The sequence below is a fragment of the Roseateles sp. FW305-36 genome, from assembly GCF_058787015.1.
Genome location: NZ_JBYSZK010000013.1, coordinates 164,311 through 179,941, shown reverse-complemented (window position 1 = coordinate 179,941; position 15,631 = coordinate 164,311). Strand labels below are relative to the sequence as shown.

Sequence of the window (15,631 nt, the reverse complement as noted above, 5' to 3'; positions counted from 1 at the left end):
AAATCCAGTTCCATGAGCGCCCAGCCCTTCCTTCCCTTTGCCCTGCCCGACCTCGGCGACGACGAGATCGCCGAAGTCGTCGACACGCTGAAATCCGGCTGGATCACGACCGGTCCCAAGGCCAAGCGCTTCGAGCAGGCCTTTGCCGACTTCCTGGGTGACCCGCAGATCGAATGCATCGCCGTCAACTCGGCCACCGCCGGCCTGCACCTGGCTTTGGAAGCCATCGGCTTAGGCCCTGGCGACGAAGTCATCACGACAACCCACACCTTCACCGCCACCGCCGAGGTGGTGCGCTACCTGGGTGCCGACGTGAAGCTGGTCGACGTCGACCCGGCCACGCTGAACATTGACATTGCCGCCATCGAGGCTGCGATCACGCCCAAGACCAAAGCCATCCTGCCGGTGCACTACGCCGGCCTGGCCGTGGACATGCTGGCCATCCTCGACATCGCCCGCCGCCACGGCCTGCGCGTCATCGAGGACGCCGCGCATGCGTTGCCGACGACGCTGGAAAAGGAGCTGATCGGCACCCTGGGCAGCGACGCCACCGTCTTCAGCTTCTACGCCAACAAGACCATGACGACGGGCGAGGGCGGCATGCTCGTGACCCGCAATGCCGAACTGGCCAAGCGCGCCCGCGTGATGCGCCTGCACGGCATGAGCCGCGACGCCTTCGACCGCTTCACGGCCAAGGTGCCGAGCTGGTACTACGAGATCGTCGCGCCGGGCTTCAAGTACAACCTGACCGACATCGCCGCCGCCCTGGGCCTGCACCAGCTCAAGCGCCTGCCGGCCTTCCAGATCCGCCGCGAGCAGATCGCGATGCGCTATCAGCAGGCCTTTGCCGACCTGCCGGTCATCCTGCCGCCGGACGCGCCCGAGGGCGACGTGCACTCCTGGCATCTCTACGTCATCCGCCTGGCCGACGCGGCCGGCATCACGCGCGATGCCTTCATCGAGGGCATGTACGCCGCCGGCATCGGCTGCAGCGTGCACTACGTGCCCCTGCATCTGCACCCCTACTGGCGCGACCGCTACGGCCTCACGCCCGAGCAGTTCCCCAAGGCGCAAAAGGTGTTCGAGCGCACGGTCAGCCTGCCGCTGTACACGGCCATGAGCGATGCGGATGTGGAGCGTGTCATTGCCGCGGTGCGCGCGCTGTTGACCTGAGTGCAGGCTTGAGCAAACGCCTGTTCGACGTGATCTGCTCGGCGCTGGGACTGCTGGTGCTGGCGCCGCTGCTGCTGCTGGTCGCCGTCTGGATCAAGCTCGATTCGCCCGGCCCGGCGCTGTTTCGCCAGACCCGTGTCGGACGCCACGGCAGACCTTTCACCATCCACAAGTTCCGCACCATGCGGGTCGAGCCCGGCGCGGCCATCACGGTGGGCGTGGATCCGCGCATCACGCGCTGCGGCCAGGTGTTGCGCCAGACCAAGCTCGACGAGCTGCCCCAGCTGTGGGACGTGCTGCGCGGCGCCATGAGCCTGGTCGGCCCGCGGCCCGAGCTGCCGCGCTATGTGGAGCTCTACCCGGCCGATCTGCGCGAGCGCGTGCTGGCCGTGCGCCCCGGCATCACCGACCCGGCCTCGCTGGCCTTCAGCCGCGAGGCCGAACTGCTTGCGGCGGCGGCCGATCCGGAACGCGAATACCGTGACGTGATCATGCCGGCCAAGCTCAAGCTTTCGGCCGACTATGCGGCGCAGGCGAATCTGGCGACCGACCTGCGGCTGATCGCGGCAACGCTGGCGCGTGTCGCCAGGGGCTGACAATCCCGTTCCGATGAACTGGCAGTTTCTCGACACCTTGCTGACCCGCCTGCGGCCCCGCCGCGAGGCGCTGGCGTTGCTGCTCGACATCTTCGTCGTCGCCATCGCCTGGCATGCCACCTATCTCTTTCGCCTCGGCTTCGAGCGCTGGTTCTCGGCGCGGCCGGACTACGACCCCTGGGTCTTGCTCGGCCTGCTGGCCATCTACACCGTCGTGCTGTGGATGCTGCGCGTGCCCAAGGGCATGTGGCGCTTCTCGGGCTTCGGCGAGGTCAAGCGCCTGGCGGTCGCTTGCGCCCTGGCGGGACTCATCGGCGCAGCCGCCGTGCTGATGGCCCATCTGCACGCCATCCCGCGCGCCGTGCTGGCCCTGCACCCCTTCTTCACGCTGATGCTGCTGGCCATGATGCGCATGGGCTACCGCATGCTGTACGAGCACATGCGCAGCCGCATCAGCGGCAGCGCCCAGGAGAGCCGCCGGGCCCTGGTGATGGGCGCCGGTGACGCGGGTCGGCTGCTGGTGGCCGGCATCCAGCACAGCCAGGGCTGGGTGGTCGTCGGCTTCCTGGACGACGATCCGGCCAAGCTGGGCGGACGCGTGGCCGGGCTGGCGGTGCTGGGCAATCTGAGCCAGGCCCGGCGCTTCGCCGACGTGCATGGCGTCACCCACCTGATCGTGGCCATGCCGGGAGCGTCGATAGCGCAGCGGCGCCGGGCGCTGGACCTGGCCAGTGCCACGGGCCTGGCGGTGCTGACCGTGCCCAGCAGCACCGAGCTGATGGCCGGCCGCCGCGTCAACGAGGTGCGCGACATCGAGCCCGAGGACCTGCTGGGCCGGCCACCCGTGCAGCTGGACGAGGCGGGCATCTCCGAGCGCATCAATTCGCGCGTCGTCATGGTGACCGGGGCGGGCGGCAGCATCGGCAGCGAGCTGTGCCGGCAGATCGCCCGCTACGGCCCGCGGGTCATCGTGCTCTACGAGCTCAGCGAATACGCCCTCTACGCCGTCGAGCAGGCCCTGGCCGAGGCCTTCCCGCATCTGTCGCTGGTGAGGGTCATTGGCGACGTCAAGGACCTGCCGCATCTGCGGGCTTGTTTTGCGCGCCACCGGCCCCAGCTCGTCTTTCATGCGGCGGCTTTCAAGCATGTGCCGCTGATGGAGGAGGCCGACAACTCGGCCGCCTGCATCCGCAACAACACCCTGGGCACCTTCAACGCGGCCTTGGCGGCGGCCGAGGTCGGCGCCGAGCGCTTCGTGCTGATCAGCACCGACAAGGCCGTCAACCCGACCAATGTGATGGGGGCCACCAAGCGGGCCGCCGAGATGGCGCTGCTGGCACTGTCCAAGCAGCACTCCGGCACGCGCTTCATGGCGGTGCGTTTCGGCAATGTGCTGGGGTCCAGTGGCAGCGTGATCCCGAAGTTCAAGGAGCAGATCGCGCGCGGTGGGCCGGTCACGGTCACCCACCCGGACATCATTCGCTATTTCATGACCATCCCCGAGGCCGCCCGCCTCGTCATCCAGGCCGCCGCCATCGGCGAAAGCGGCCAGGTGCTGGTGCTGGACATGGGCGAGCCGGTGCGCATCGCTGACCTGGCACGGCAGATGATCCGCATGAGCGGGCACTCGACCGACGAAATCCGCATCGAGTTCACCGGCCTGCGACCCGGCGAGAAGCTCTTCGAAGAGCTGTTGGCCGACCAGGAGACCAGCCTGCCGACGACCTGTGCCGGCGTGCGCGTGGCGCGGCTCGCGGACGACGGCGCAGGCGAGCGAGTGCTGCTCGACCTGGCAGGTCTCGATACCTCCCAGCCGAGGGCGCTGCTGGGCGCCTGGCTGGGTTCTGAATTCCACGCCTCCCATTCGGAGCATTGATGAAGTTGTTCAATTCCTCCCGCCGCTCATCCTGGACCGCGCCCCTGCTGGCGCCGTTCGTGGTCGCCGCGCTGCTCATGTCCACAGCGGCGGTGGCGAACGTGACGACCCGTCCGGTGACCGTCACCGAGGTCTCGCAGCCGAGCTATCAGCTGCCGGCCAAGCCCAGCGTGATGCTGCGTGCTCCCATCGCCATCTGGAAGCCCGTGCTGGCCAAGGTGGCTGCCACGCTGGACGACCGATCCAAGGCCATCCGTACCCTGGGCCAGCCGGCGCTGATCGAGCTGAACGTGCAGCGCACGGTGCTGGCGCAGACGCAGCGGGAGTGGACCAAGGTGTTCGACGCCGTCGGGAAGACGCGGCAACTGCAGGACAGCCCGTCGGGCCGCCAGCTGGCTGGGCTGCTCAACGAAGTGCTGGCCCGTCAGGCCGCCAAGCGGGGCGACGATGCCTGGCTGCAGCGGCATCTGCGGGACCAGGTGCTGGCCATGCCCTGGGCCGACGTCGAGGCGCCCATCCGGACGCTGCGCCAGCAGTTGGCGCAGATGAACGCCGAGGCCATCGAGGCCCATGTGAACAGCAAGCTCGATGTCTCGGCCGGCGTCGCCGAGAACAAGGCCAACCTCAGCTTCGTCATGCAGCTGCTCGCAATGCGCTTCCAGTTGCTGGAGGTGGTGCCGCACCGGGATGCCCTGATTGCAGGCCTGGATGAGGCGATCGCCAAGCGCAGTCTCGATGCGGCGGCCAGCGCCGTCGCCAAGTGAGGCTGCGGTGAAGCCGCTCCACCAGGCACGCGTGCTGTGGCTGACCGGCCTGTCCGGCGCCGGCAAGTCCACGCTGGCGTCGGCCTTGCATGGGCGCCTTGTCGATGCAGGGGCCATGGCCGCCGTGCTGGATGGCGACGCCGTGCGCGCCGGCCTCTGCCGCGGCCTGGGCTTCAGCCCCGAGGACAGACGCGAGAACATCCGCCGCGTCGCCGAGGTGGCCAAGCTGATGCGCGAGGCGGGCCTGGTGGTCATCTGTGCGCTGATCTCGCCGCTGCGCGAGGACCGCGCCATGGCGCGCGACATCATCGGCACGGCGAATTTCCGCGAGGTGCATGTGGCGACGCCGCTGGAGGTCTGCGAGCGCCGCGACCCCAAGGGCCTGTACCGCAATGCGCGGGCCAATGCGCTGACCCAGTTCACCGGGGTCTCGGCCCCTTACGAAGATCCTCTGACACCCGATCTGCGCATCGACGCCAGCCGCGATGACGCCAGTGAAGCCGTGGCGGCGCTGGAAGACCTGCTCAGGGCTTGACCACCTGGGCGGCGAGGGCCGCGGCGTGCTCGCGCAGTTCGGGCACCGCGGTCGCCTCCCAGCGCTGGGCGCGCAGATGCGGGCCGAGGTAGTGGAGGCCCGGTTGGCCTTGGCCCGAGGCGTTGAGGATGCGATAGGCCTCGTCCACCTGCAGGCCCAGGCCGTGAGGGCAGGGTTGCAGACGACCCGACTGCTGGAGCCGCCACAGCAGCGGCGACGAGCCGGCGTCGATGGCCGAGCTGGGGCCCGAGCAGTTGACGATGCGGGCGGCGACGAAGTGCTCGACGTTCGAGCTTCCACGCGGGCGCCAGCCCATTTGCAGGCCCCCCGCCTGTTCGTGCACCGACAACACGCGTCCCCCGGCCTGGCGCAGCCGACCGCTGACCAGGTCTGCTTCCAGCACCGAGCGCGCCTGGGGTGCGGCACGGTGGCGATGCACATCCCAGTAGGGCAGCAGATGGCGCAAGAACTGGCCGCGGCTGCTCGCCTCCAGCGCCTGCCAGGCCTGGGGCGTTTGGGCACGGAAAGCGGCCCAGACGTCGCGCCAGTCGAGTCCCGCAGCCTCGGCGCGTGCGATCTCGGCGCGGAAGAGGCGCAACTGCCGGCGCAGCGGCGCACTGCCGGCGATGGCCGGGTCGAGGGCCCAGGGCTTGGGCGGACCCTCGTTGCGGCGGTGGCCTTGCGGCAGCAGGCCGCGGCGCGACAGCGCCAGCACCGGGCCGTGGTGGCCCCGTGCGCGCAGCGTGATCAGCACGTCCAGCATGGTCAGGCCGCTGCCGATCAACGCAACCGGCGCGTCGGGCGCCAGGTCGTTCAGCGCGCCGCCGGCCCAGGGATCGGCCACATAGCCGGGCAGGCCGGCGAGATCGGGATGCGGATGGCGGGGCGGCAGGTGACCGATGGCAAGAACGACGGCGTCGAAGGACGCCTTCGAGCCGTCGACGAAGTTCAGCTGCCAGCCCTTGGGTGTCGGCAGGCAGTCGTCGACCAGGGCGACGAGCTGCCGCAGCTCGACGCCGCTGCAATAAGCCTCGCGCTGCTCCAGCGCCGACTGCAGATAGTCGCCATAGCGCTGGCGTGGGACGAACTCATGGCCGTCGATGGCCGCGTCGTCGCGGCGCAGCCAGTCGACGAAGTGATGGGGCTGGGCCGGATCCAGGCTCATGCGTGCCGCCGGCACATTGAGCAGGTGGTCGGCCGAATGGGTGCCGTAGGCCAGGCCGCGCGCGAAGCGGCCCGAGCCGTTGATCATCGTGATCGTGCTGCCGACCTGCAGTCGGCCCAGCAGCTGCCAGGCGATGGCGACGCCGCTGAAGCCGGAGCCGACGACGGCGACGTGCATGCCGGGCTCAATCGCCCGTTTCAACCGGCTTCACACACCAGGTAGATGGACGAGCACAGGTCCGGGTATTGCTGGCCAAGCTGGAAGCAGCCCTCGAGATAGGCCGGCGTGATGATGTCGGTCTTCAGCAGGCGGTCCCACTGGAAGTTGGCCAGGGCCTTGAAGAAGATGCCCGAACGGTGGATGACCTTCAGGCCGGCGCGGGTGGCGTCGCGCTCCAGGGTGTCCAGCGCATAGGTGATGCGGTGGCCATGCTCGGCCTCGGCCGGCGTGACGGCGGCGTTGTGATCGATCAGGCCCATCTTGACGGCGATCTGGCGCGACGGCGCGTTGGCGTTGGGGCAGGCCAGGAAGAAACGGCCACCCGGTGCCAGCCATTCGCGGTTGATGCGAGCGAGCACGGCGATGGGGTCGTCCAGGTGCTCCAGCACATGCGTCATGACGATGTTGTCGTAGCGGCGCGGCAGCTGGACGGTCTCGAACAGCGAGTTGAAGAACTGCACCTTGTCGCCCAGACGCTGGCGGGCCTCGTCCATGGCGACGTTCGAAGCTTCGACGCAGCTGAGGTCGCTGAAGTGCTCGGTCAATCGGGCCGTGAAGTCACCCTTGAAGCTGCCCAGCTCCAGCATGCTGCCCGGACGAAAGAAAGGCGCGAAGGAGCGCACCATCAGCGGATGCATCACGTCGAAGTCGAAGCCGTAGGCGTATTGGCGCGCGTTGTCGACGTGCTCGGCGTTGTAGTCGCGGGTATTGCTCATCAAAGCTCTCGATGCAGAAAGAGGGTGGGGCCGGCAGCGGCCGCGGTCTCGGCACTGAAACCATGCCGGCGGTACAGCGCCAGCGCGGCCGTATTGTCGGCGTAGACCTCCAGGCGCAGCCTGGGCAGGCCCAGCTCGGCGGCCAGGGCCAGCGTGCGGGTCAGCAACTCGCCGGCAATGCCCTGGCCTTGGTGGCCGGGCAAGACGCTGACATTGGTGATGAAGCCGCCCTGGGCCGGGTCGTTGGCGTACATCGCGATTAGGCCGACCAGCAGGTCGCCCTGCCAGGCCTCGACGCGGCGGGCGTGGGTGGCCAGCTTGTCCGCATAGCCGGCGAGGTCGATGCGGCTGCTCAGCGGCGGCTCGAAGCCCGCGTCCGCAGCGCGCAGATGGGTCAGCAGCGCGGCGGCGCCGACGCTGTCGAGCCGGTAGTTCATGCTTGCTCGAGAACCGCCGCGCCAAATCCTTCGCGGCCAAAGGCGTTGCCGTTGTAGAGCAGCACGACACGGCCGTCGATCTCGGTCAGGTGGGGGTAGCAAACCATGTCGCCATCCCAGGCGCCGGCATCGGCCTCGAAGCGGGGCAGGTCGTCGGCACGGGTCCAGGTGACGAGGTCGTCCGACCAGGCCTGGCCGAGACGGTAGCCGCGTGATGGGTCGGTGCGAAAGCCATAGGCCTCGCGGTAGCAGAACACCATCAGGAAGCGCTGACCGACGCGGATGACGGCCGGCAGGGCCTGGCATTCATCGGGGCCGAGGCGGTCGGGCACCAGGGCTCGGCCTTCGTCCTTGGTCCAGTGGATGCCGTCCGCTGAGTGGGCATGGCCGATCTTGTAGATGCGGTCGGGCGCGGCCTCGCCGGGGAAGTGCTTCCAGCCGGTGCCGAACATGGTCCACATATGAAAGCGCCCGTCGAAGCGGCGCACGAAGGCGTCGCCGACCAGGCAGGGCTCATGCACGCTCGGGCCCAGCACGGGGCCGGGGCCGGCACGCTCGAAGGTGGCGCCGCCGTCGCGGCTGATGACCAGGCCCACGGCGGTCTCGACGGACACGGCCACGCGCCGGGCCCAGCCGGTGGTGTAGGCCCAGATCTCGTTGCCGACCGGTGTCGGGCTGAAGGGAAAGATGCCGTGTTCGTCGAAGCAGCCCAGCCCGCCCAGGCCCATCACCGGCTCGGTGTTGACGCTCAGCACCTGCTGCAGGTCCTTGCTGAAGTCGGCGAAGGCGACCTGGCTGAGGAACTTTCCGTCGGCGCCCTTGGCCCGCGTCGAGAAATAGATGCGCACGAAGTCGTCGAAGACGACGGCCTGCGGTGATTGCGCAAAACCGGCGCCGGCCCCCGGCAGCTCGTGCTCGAAGGGGTTGAAGATCCGGCCGAGCTTGCGCCAGTGCATCTCAGGGGAACGACGGGCCGCTCCCGAGTTCTCCTGACCCCCTCGGGGGGCCTGATGCGCAGCGGCAGGTTCGGGGGCTGTCATAAGTCCCCTTCGAGGCGCGCGATGCCGAAGCCTTCGCGGCCGACGCCGTTGCCGAGATAGCCCATATAGGTCACACCGTCGACCTGGAAGATGTGGGGGTAGGCCAGCATCTCGCTGTCCCAGCCTTCGGCAGACAGCTCCAGGCCGGCCTTGGCGTCGTCACGCGTCCAGTGCTTGAGGTCGGTGCTCGACGCATAGCCGATGCGGTAGCCCTTCTCCTTGCCGCGAAAGCCCGCGCTGTGCCGGTAGCAGAAGAACATGTGGAAGCGACCGTTGGCCTCGAAGACATCGGGGCTGGCCTGGGCTTCGTCGACCTCGATGCGGCTCTCGATGAGGTCGCGGTCCTCGCGCTGCCAGTTCAGGCCGTCGTCGGACGTGGCCATGCGGATCTTGTAGACCGGCTCGGCGCGGCCCTCGACCATCTTCCAGCAGCGGCCGGCGATGTAGAACAGCTGGTACTGGCTCAACCCCGCAACCTGGAAGCGGCGGATCTTGGGGCCGCTGATGACGAAGGGCTCGTTCAGGCTGGCGGCCAGCACGGGGCCGTCGCCTTCGCGCTGGAAGGTCTTGCCGCCGTCGCGGCTGATGGCCGTGCCGATGGCGGTGTCGAAGGGCACCGACTCGCAGCGCGTCCAGCCGGCGTAATAGGCGCGATGCACATCGCCTTGCTGGATCACCGAGACGGGATAGGTGCCGAACTCGTCGAAGCAGCCCAGGCCGCCCAGGGGCAGGATAGGTTCGGTGGCCATGTCCAGCACGTGCATCGGATCGCGACGGTCCAGGTCCACCCAGGCCGAGTAGCTGACGAACTGGCCGCGCGCATCGGGCTCGGGTCGGCAGGAGAAATAGACGCGGATGCGGTCGTCCAGCAGCAGGGTGTGGGGGGCCTGCGCGAAGCTGCGCAGCCAGGGGCGGCCCTCGATCTGCTGGGGCACGAAAGGGCGGCCCAGCTTGGTCCAGCGGTAGGAGGTCACAACAGGTCGAACTGGTGGCGCACGGCGTCGTCGACGACCGCGGCAGGGTTGAACATCAGCACGTCGAGGACGGACAGCCAGGGCACGAAGGGGGCGCCGAACTGGGCGTACTCGAAGGATCTGGCCTTGTGGAACTTGAGCTCAATGCCCTCGGATGCGAAGGCCTCGCGCTCATAGAGCTCCATGCCGCCGATGGCATTGACGTAGGTCGTCGCGCCCAGGGCCTTGCAGATGGCCAGCACCTTGTCCTGGGCCTTGAGGCCCTCGTCGTGCGGCACCTCGGACGACACGATGAGGCGCGTCGTCAGGCCGAGCTGGTCGCGCGTCTTGACGATGGACTGCCAGAGGTAGTCAAACAGGTTATTGGCCGGATCGAGCACGACGCTCTGCAGCCAGGGCCGCATCGCTTCGAAGTGCGGCGCCTTGCGGTAGCAACCTTCGAACTGCGCCAGCAGCTTGCGGCGGTCGAAGGTGGGCGCCAGGTCGCGCTCGCTGACCATCAGTTGGTCCGAACCCGCCGCCAGCGGCAGCGAGAAGGTGGCCGCATCGCCGTTCTGCAGCATGCGGTTGCGGTTGATCCAGCCCTTCTTGGTGTACTTGATGCGGTCGTAGACGACGAAGGCATCCACCGCCCCCATCAGCTGCCAGTAGCCGATGTAGGGCAGGAAGTAGGGCTGCATGATGGCCAGCCGCATGGAGGCCTACTTTCGCAGCGCGCGGATCAGGTCGACGATCTGGTCCTGCTGGTCCGGCGTCAGGCCGGGGTAGATGGGCAGGCACAGCACCTGCTCGGCAGCGCGCGAGGCCACCGGCAGGTTGGCCGGCGCCGCCGAGGGCAGGGCGCGGTACATCGGGAAGCTACTGATCAGCGGATAGAAATAGCGGCGTGCATAGATGTTCTTGGTGCGCATCGCCGAATAGAGCTCGTCACGCGTGGCGCCGTACTCCGGCTTCACCAGGATGGGGAAGTAGGAGTAGTTGTGCTTGCTGCCGGGGCTGGGTGGCAGGCATTCGATGCCGGGGACGTCGGCCAGCATGGTGCGGTAGCGCACGTCGATTTCGCCACGCTGGCGCAGGGCCTCGTCGACATGGTTGAGCTGCAGCAGGCCCAGGGCCGCGTTGAACTCGCTCATCTTGCCGTTGATGCCGGGCGCGACGACGGTGGTCTCGTCGACAAAGCCGAAATTCTTCAGCTGGTCGATGCGCAGCTTGGTCTTGGCGTCCTTGCAGACGATGGCGCCGCCTTCGAAGGTGTTGAAGACCTTGGTGGCGTGGAAGCTCAGCACCGACAGGTCGCCCGCGTTCAGCACGCTCTGGCCGTCGGACTCGACGCCGAAGGAATGGGCCGCGTCGTAGATGACCTTGAGGTTGTAGTTCTCGGCGATCTTCTCGATGGCCGCCACGTCGCAGGGGTGGCCGTAGCAGTGCACCGGCATGATGGCCGTGGTCTGCGGCGTGATCGCGGCCTCGATCTTGGCCGGGTCCAGGTTCAGGTTGACCGGGTCGACGTCGACGAAGACGGGCTTGATGCCGTTCCACAGCAGCGAGTGAGCCGTCGCGACGAAGGAATAGGGCGTCGTGATGACCTCGCCGGTGATGCGCAGCGACTGCAGCGCCGTCAGCAGCGCCAGCGTGCCATTGGAGAACAGCGCGATCTCGGGCACGCCCAGGTATTCGCACAGCGCCCGCTCGAACTTCTGGTGCATCGGCCCGCCGTTGGTGAGGAACTTGCTGTCCCACACCTCCTTCAGATAGGGAAGAAATTCCTCCAGCGGCGGCAGATGGGGCTGGGTGACGTAGATGGGTTTCTGGCTCATGGGAATCAGGCGGGAATGGGTTCGCCGACTTTCAGAAGATGCTTGGAACTGGCCTGCAGGGCTTCGTGGTTCTGGTACATCCAGTCGAAGGCGTCGACGAACTCGGTCTCGTCCTCAGGACTCGGCGGCTTGAAGAGCGCGCCCTTGACGTCGCTGGTCTGCAGATGGGTGATGATGGCCTCTCGTGCCGCGTCGTCGTGGATCAGCTTCATGGCGGCCTGGAAGTAGTCCTCGTCGTTGTCCGACACCAGCCAGCTCGGCAGGCCCACCATGCGCATCACGTCGCGGTCGCCGATGCTGAGCACCTCGTTGGCGTAGTAGGCCGCCGTGGGGACGCCGAGTAGGCAGGTGTCGACCGTGCTGTTGGTGTTGCCGAACGGGAAGGCGGCAAGGGCCAGATCGCAACGTTTAAGCTGGTGCAGAAATGAGGCATAGGGCCGCGACGGCTCCAGCGTGAAGCTGCGGAAACGGCGCTCGAACACCTGGCGGATGCGGTCGTACATGACGCCGGCCGCACTCGCGAAGAAATGGAAATGAACAGGCCTGGTGGCTTCCTTTTCCAGGCGCTCGCACATGGCCAGAAACCGGGGCGACAGCTTCATCAAGGAGCTGTTGACGGCGATATGGAGAGCATCGTCGTCAAACGGCAGCTTTTCGATGCTGAAGTCGATGGTGTCGCTGTAGGGCGCGAAACTGCCCCAGGCCTTGCGTTCCAGTACTTTCTTGCCGAATTCCCAGGATGCTTCGCCGTGGCCGTCCTGTACGAGGGTGTAATCCATCGTTTCCATCATTGCCGGCGCCGGATGGCCCAGCGTCATGATCTGGATTGGGGCATACCGCAAATTGGCGACCATCTGCGTCCATTCCGACATGCCTAAGCTTGGGTAGTAGATGATGTCTGGCGCGATTTTGACGATGTGCGCGCCAATGTCCTTCATGCTAATTCCCGGTTCCAGCAGGATGACGTCATGGAATAAATCGAACGCCGATTCCGAAATAAATCCGCGCACTGCCATGCAGACCACGTGGTAGCGGCTCTTCAACTGCCGAATCGACGCCGCATAGCTTCGATACATGGCATGACCCACTGACATGCGCTCCGCGGCGACGAGGATGGTGGGTCGGTCTACGACCTTGTAGGCGACGCTGCGGGACTTGAGGCCGCCCATCTTGTCGATGCGCAGCCAGACCTCATTCATCGACTTCTTGAGGTGGTGCTTGTGCGCGTGATCTGCGTAGCTGACATGCATCCAAGCCGATGTCAGTGCCTGAACAATCCCCTGGGTCGGCACCCCCTGCTCGATCAGTACCGAGTTTTCTATAAGCAGGCCGCGATTTTTTTCACCATTGGCGTTGTGGACGAAGGGTGCTGTGAACCATCCCAACATCAGCGGCAGCAACTGATCTGGTGGCAGCTTCAAAACACCGCTCATCAATTCCGCGGGCATGTCGTCCAGCGAATAGAACAGAGACAGTACGAAAACCTGGTTGGGCCGCAGCGTGAGGCTGCCGTTAGCGTTGCGAATGCCGTGATAGCGCAGCAGGTGGAAGGGGCCCTCATAACCGCTGAGCTCGAAAATCGCTTCCAGCGCGGGCTTGCGGCCGGCAAGAAATTCAATTTGTGCGAGGTCAATCTGGAAATCCGGGCTGCACAACAGCGCTGAGATCATGGCGGCGATCCGGGTATATGCCGCACGCCTCTGCTCTGCAGTGGTGTCTGGAGCAAGAATCCCGAACGGATTTCGTGTTTGGCTGATGTGGCTCAGCATGCTGAGCAGCAGCGCGACACCTTCCTTGGTTTGACGTTGAAATACAGCGCGTTCCAGCTTGTCGAGGGTCTCGTCGACCAGGAGGTTGGGGTCTGTCGTTGTCATATCTTCAAGAAGAACGTGCGAAAGTCGCGGGATCGATCTGGTCAGTCGGCCCAAGGGGACCAGAGATTCTAGAGGTTGGCTCGGGAGGCGGCCCGGTTGCCCATGGAGCAGGCATGGGGCGTTCGATCCAAGGGAGTGGAAGGCCGCGTTGGGACGCGCGCCACTGATGTCAACAAGCAACGCATCTGGGGCAAACCCCGATCTGTGACCGATGTCCGACGGACAAACACCTGTAATCGTCTGCTATGCTGCCGGGCAACCTGCTGAGCTGGAGGGTGTTGAGCCGTGCCAGTCAAAGTAGGGGAGGCGAAGCATGAGCGCTTTGTGTCGACGCAGTGGTCGCCGCGTTGGTGGCTGCGACGGACCGGAAACGGACCGGGGCAATCGACCCAATGCGGTGTTCTGAGTGTTCAGCTTCGCTTGTGTTCGGTTAATTTGTTGCAACAACGATCCGGAAGGTTCATTTAATGAAGAACTTCACCTACAAGGCCCTGGCCGTCGCGACCGCTGCGGTTTGTGGTGCTGGTGCTCAGGCGGCAGGCTCGGTCTCCTCGACGGCCGGCAAGTACGCCGTCGAAGCCATCACTTCGAGCAGTCAAATCACGCTGAATCCCGTCGTCTACACGATGGGTGTCTCGCGTGTGGTCTCTCAGCCGTTCACCATCATCGTGCGTGAGCCTGCTGGCGCAACGACGACCCTGAGCTGCGGCGCTGTGCCGACGGTTTCGGGTGGCGGTGCTGCCAACATCACCGTCAAGCGCACCTCGGCCTCCGAGTGCGTGTGGGACGTGAACGTCACCACCGACATCAACGTCGGCGGCAACATCACCTTCCCGAACCTGGCCATCAACGGCCACAGCCTGGCAACGGTCGGTGCTACCGAGAAGCTGAACATCGCTCTGTACGACACGGGTGAAACCGCTCGCGTTGACAACTCCAACGACATCACCGCTACGGTTGCCACTTCGGGCCGCGCTGTCACGCTGACTGCCACGACCGACAGCGGCACCAAGGCCGACGTCAACTTCAACAACGGCGCCAACCCGCTGTTCGGCTTCGTCGTTGCGAACGACGACCTGGCGAACAACGCCACGGCCAGCTTCAGCATCGGCGTTGACGGTACCCTGCTGAACGCCAGCGGCGTTGCGGTGACCGCCAACAGCATGCTGACGAACGTCGTGGTCACCATCGCTGGTGACTTCTCCGGTCTGAAGACGAGCTTCAACGGTGTTGGCAACAGCTCGGTTAATGTTACGACGACCGCTCCGCTGAGCACCGCACCTGCCGTTACCGTCAATGCTACGGCTGGTACGGCTGTGTTCACGGTCAACGCCGGCAACCTGACGCAGAATGGCTCGACCAACGTCAAGGTCAGCCTGGAATCCGCTCAGACCCAGTCGCTGGGTACCGCTCGCACCTTCGGCGTGTCCGCTGTGGCGAACCCGACGCTGGCTGGTGTTGGTCCCCAGGCTCTGGCTGGCAACGCCAGCTGGTGGGTGTGGGGCGCGAACGGCATCGAACTGCGTTCGGCGTTCTTCAACAACGACACGTCCAACGGCAACCTTACCCGCTTCTTCTTCCAGAACACGGGCTCGCAAGCTGCTGACTACTCGGCAACCTGCTACGGCGAAGCTGGCATCACCCCGACGTACGGCACCGCCAAGTCGGGCAAGCTGCTGGCGAACGGCACGACCGCTCTGAACGCTTCTGACATCTGCACGTTCAGCAGCGGCAAGCGCGGCTCGATCGTCTTCACGATCAACGCCAACGTCGGCGCTGTGAAGGGTGTCTACCAGCAAGCCCTCAACGGCGCTGCTGCTTCGTACATCGCTCTGGAGCGTCCGTACGGCAACAACAACACGTCGAACGGCAGCAACTACTGATAACAGTAGTCGCTTCGGCGATGTGCAAAAGGGCACCTTCGGGTGCCCTTTTTTTATGGATCGAGGGCATCCCGTAAACTGGTGCCCTTTGTGACTATTGCTGCACTATGGCCCGCCCTCGCCTCGACCCATCGATTCCATCGCGGGGTTTCACCCTGCTCGAAATGCTGGTCGTGCTGACCATCATCGGCCTCATTGCCGGTCTGGTCGGGCCGCGACTTTTCAAGAAGGTGGACCAGGGCCGGGTGACGACGGCCACCACCCAGATCAAGCTGCTGCGCGGCGCGGTCGAGAACCTGCGCCTCGACATCGGCCGCTATCCGACGGCCCAGGAGGGCCTGACGCTGTTGAACAAGGCGCCTGCCGACCCGGCGCTGGCACCTCGCTGGCGGGGGCCCTATCTCGACGAGGCGGTGCCGATGGACCCCTGGTCGCATCCCTTCCAGTATTCGCTCCCCGGCCGCGACGGCCAGCCCTTCGCGCTGTACTCCCTCGGTGCAGACGGTCAACCGGGCGGCGAAGGTGACGGCGCGGACATCGGCGTACTGCCGGCCAACTGAGG

Annotated in this window: 15 protein-coding genes; 7 read left to right on the top strand and 8 right to left on the bottom strand. The window is 66.1% G+C overall.

Annotated features, from left to right (window positions below):
• Nucleotides 1–12: 12 nt before the first annotated feature.
• The 5 genes from AC3WOE_RS22355 to cysC are packed head-to-tail and all read left to right on the top strand — an operon-like array spanning nucleotide 13 to nucleotide 4,944.
• Nucleotides 13–1,173 carry a DegT/DnrJ/EryC1/StrS family aminotransferase gene (locus AC3WOE_RS22355; RefSeq protein ID WP_492693602.1) on the top strand — a complete coding sequence of 387 codons (1,161 nt, stop codon included), beginning with the start codon at nucleotides 13–15 and terminating at the stop codon, nucleotides 1,171–1,173.
• An 8-nt stretch (nucleotides 1,174–1,181) separates the two neighbouring features.
• Nucleotides 1,182–1,769, top strand: a complete 588-nt coding sequence (locus AC3WOE_RS22350; protein ID WP_492693601.1) for a sugar transferase — start codon at nucleotides 1,182–1,184, stop codon at nucleotides 1,767–1,769.
• Between the two features lie 13 nt (nucleotides 1,770–1,782).
• Nucleotides 1,783–3,645, top strand: a complete 1,863-nt coding sequence (locus AC3WOE_RS22345) for a polysaccharide biosynthesis protein (protein WP_492693600.1) — start codon at nucleotides 1,783–1,785, stop codon at nucleotides 3,643–3,645.
• On the top strand, nucleotides 3,645–4,409 hold the full coding sequence (locus AC3WOE_RS22340) for a hypothetical protein (RefSeq protein WP_492693599.1): 765 nt from the start codon (nucleotides 3,645–3,647) through the stop codon (nucleotides 4,407–4,409). The genes AC3WOE_RS22345 and AC3WOE_RS22340 overlap by 1 nt, the downstream gene beginning before the upstream one ends.
• Nucleotides 4,354–4,944, top strand: coding sequence for an adenylyl-sulfate kinase (cysC, locus tag AC3WOE_RS22335; RefSeq protein WP_492693598.1), 591 nt, complete (start codon nucleotides 4,354–4,356; stop codon nucleotides 4,942–4,944). Before AC3WOE_RS22340 ends, cysC begins: the two co-directional genes overlap by 56 nt.
• Here the strand turns inward: cysC and AC3WOE_RS22330 are convergent.
• The 8 genes from AC3WOE_RS22330 to AC3WOE_RS22295 all read right to left on the bottom strand — a co-directional run bounded on the left by AC3WOE_RS22330 (nucleotide 4,934) and on the right by AC3WOE_RS22295 (nucleotide 13,240).
• The gene (locus tag AC3WOE_RS22330) at nucleotides 4,934–6,286 is read right to left on the bottom strand and encodes an FAD/NAD(P)-binding protein (protein WP_492693597.1); all 1,353 of its coding nucleotides are present in this window, start codon (nucleotides 6,284–6,286) and stop codon (nucleotides 4,934–4,936) included. The two genes, cysC and AC3WOE_RS22330, sit on opposite strands and share 11 nt — an antisense overlap.
• A 20-nt stretch (nucleotides 6,287–6,306) precedes the next feature.
• Nucleotides 6,307–7,044, bottom strand: coding sequence for a class I SAM-dependent methyltransferase (locus AC3WOE_RS22325; RefSeq protein WP_492693596.1), 738 nt, complete (start codon nucleotides 7,042–7,044; stop codon nucleotides 6,307–6,309).
• The gene (locus tag AC3WOE_RS22320) at nucleotides 7,044–7,481 is read right to left on the bottom strand and encodes a GNAT family N-acetyltransferase (RefSeq protein WP_492693595.1); all 438 of its coding nucleotides are present in this window, start codon (nucleotides 7,479–7,481) and stop codon (nucleotides 7,044–7,046) included. The genes AC3WOE_RS22325 and AC3WOE_RS22320 overlap by 1 nt, the downstream gene beginning before the upstream one ends.
• A complete protein-coding gene (locus AC3WOE_RS22315; RefSeq protein ID WP_492693594.1) occupies nucleotides 7,478–8,437 on the bottom strand; it encodes a glycoside hydrolase family protein in 960 nt (319 codons plus the stop codon). Before AC3WOE_RS22315 ends, AC3WOE_RS22320 begins: the two co-directional genes overlap by 4 nt.
• 80 nt (nucleotides 8,438–8,517) lie before the next feature.
• Nucleotides 8,518–9,495, bottom strand: a complete 978-nt coding sequence (locus tag AC3WOE_RS22310; RefSeq protein WP_492693593.1) for a glycoside hydrolase family protein — start codon at nucleotides 9,493–9,495, stop codon at nucleotides 8,518–8,520.
• The gene (locus AC3WOE_RS22305; protein WP_492693592.1) at nucleotides 9,492–10,190 is read right to left on the bottom strand and encodes a WbqC family protein; all 699 of its coding nucleotides are present in this window, start codon (nucleotides 10,188–10,190) and stop codon (nucleotides 9,492–9,494) included. Before AC3WOE_RS22305 ends, AC3WOE_RS22310 begins: the two co-directional genes overlap by 4 nt.
• A 6-nt stretch (nucleotides 10,191–10,196) precedes the next feature.
• The gene (locus AC3WOE_RS22300; RefSeq protein WP_492693591.1) at nucleotides 10,197–11,312 is read right to left on the bottom strand and encodes a DegT/DnrJ/EryC1/StrS family aminotransferase; all 1,116 of its coding nucleotides are present in this window, start codon (nucleotides 11,310–11,312) and stop codon (nucleotides 10,197–10,199) included.
• Nucleotides 11,313–11,317: 5 nt separating this feature from the next.
• Nucleotides 11,318–13,240: a tetratricopeptide repeat protein gene (locus tag AC3WOE_RS22295; protein ID WP_492693590.1), complete on the bottom strand. Its 1,923-nt coding sequence runs from the start codon at nucleotides 13,238–13,240 to the stop codon at nucleotides 11,318–11,320.
• A 413-nt stretch (nucleotides 13,241–13,653) separates the two neighbouring features.
• Here AC3WOE_RS22295 and AC3WOE_RS22290 point away from each other — a divergent pair, with 413 nt between their 5' ends.
• Entirely contained in the window at nucleotides 13,654–15,069 is a 1,416-nt protein-coding gene (locus tag AC3WOE_RS22290) for a hypothetical protein (protein ID WP_492693589.1), read from the top strand.
• 107 nt (nucleotides 15,070–15,176) lie between these two features.
• Nucleotides 15,177–15,629 (top strand): type II secretion system major pseudopilin GspG, encoded by a 453-nt coding sequence (gene gspG, locus AC3WOE_RS22285; protein WP_492693588.1) that lies wholly within the window; start codon nucleotides 15,177–15,179, stop codon nucleotides 15,627–15,629.
• Nucleotides 15,630–15,631: the final 2 nt, after the last annotated feature.

Bases quoted from the DNA above. Each gene is read 5' to 3' on its own strand.
- AC3WOE_RS22340 (WP_492693599.1), top strand. From the start codon at position 3,645: ATGAAGTTGTTCAATTCCTCCCGCCGCTCATCCTGGACCGCGCCCCTG.
- gspG (WP_492693588.1), top strand. From the start codon at position 15,177: ATGGCCCGCCCTCGCCTCGACCCATCGATTCCATCGCGGGGTTTCACC.
- AC3WOE_RS22330 (WP_492693597.1), bottom strand. From the start codon at position 6,286: ATGCACGTCGCCGTCGTCGGCTCCGGCTTCAGCGGCGTCGCCATCGCC.
- cysC (WP_492693598.1), top strand. From the start codon at position 4,354: ATGAGGCGATCGCCAAGCGCAGTCTCGATGCGGCGGCCAGCGCCGTCG.
- AC3WOE_RS22345 (WP_492693600.1), top strand. From the start codon at position 1,783: ATGAACTGGCAGTTTCTCGACACCTTGCTGACCCGCCTGCGGCCCCGC.
- AC3WOE_RS22325 (WP_492693596.1), bottom strand. From the start codon at position 7,044: ATGAGCAATACCCGCGACTACAACGCCGAGCACGTCGACAACGCGCGC.
- AC3WOE_RS22305 (WP_492693592.1), bottom strand. From the start codon at position 10,190: ATGCGGCTGGCCATCATGCAGCCCTACTTCCTGCCCTACATCGGCTAC.
- AC3WOE_RS22300 (WP_492693591.1), bottom strand. From the start codon at position 11,312: ATGAGCCAGAAACCCATCTACGTCACCCAGCCCCATCTGCCGCCGCTG.
- AC3WOE_RS22315 (WP_492693594.1), bottom strand. From the start codon at position 8,437: ATGCACTGGCGCAAGCTCGGCCGGATCTTCAACCCCTTCGAGCACGAG.
- AC3WOE_RS22355 (WP_492693602.1), top strand. From the start codon at position 13: ATGAGCGCCCAGCCCTTCCTTCCCTTTGCCCTGCCCGACCTCGGCGAC.
- AC3WOE_RS22290 (WP_492693589.1), top strand. From the start codon at position 13,654: ATGAAGAACTTCACCTACAAGGCCCTGGCCGTCGCGACCGCTGCGGTT.
- AC3WOE_RS22320 (WP_492693595.1), bottom strand. From the start codon at position 7,481: ATGAACTACCGGCTCGACAGCGTCGGCGCCGCCGCGCTGCTGACCCAT.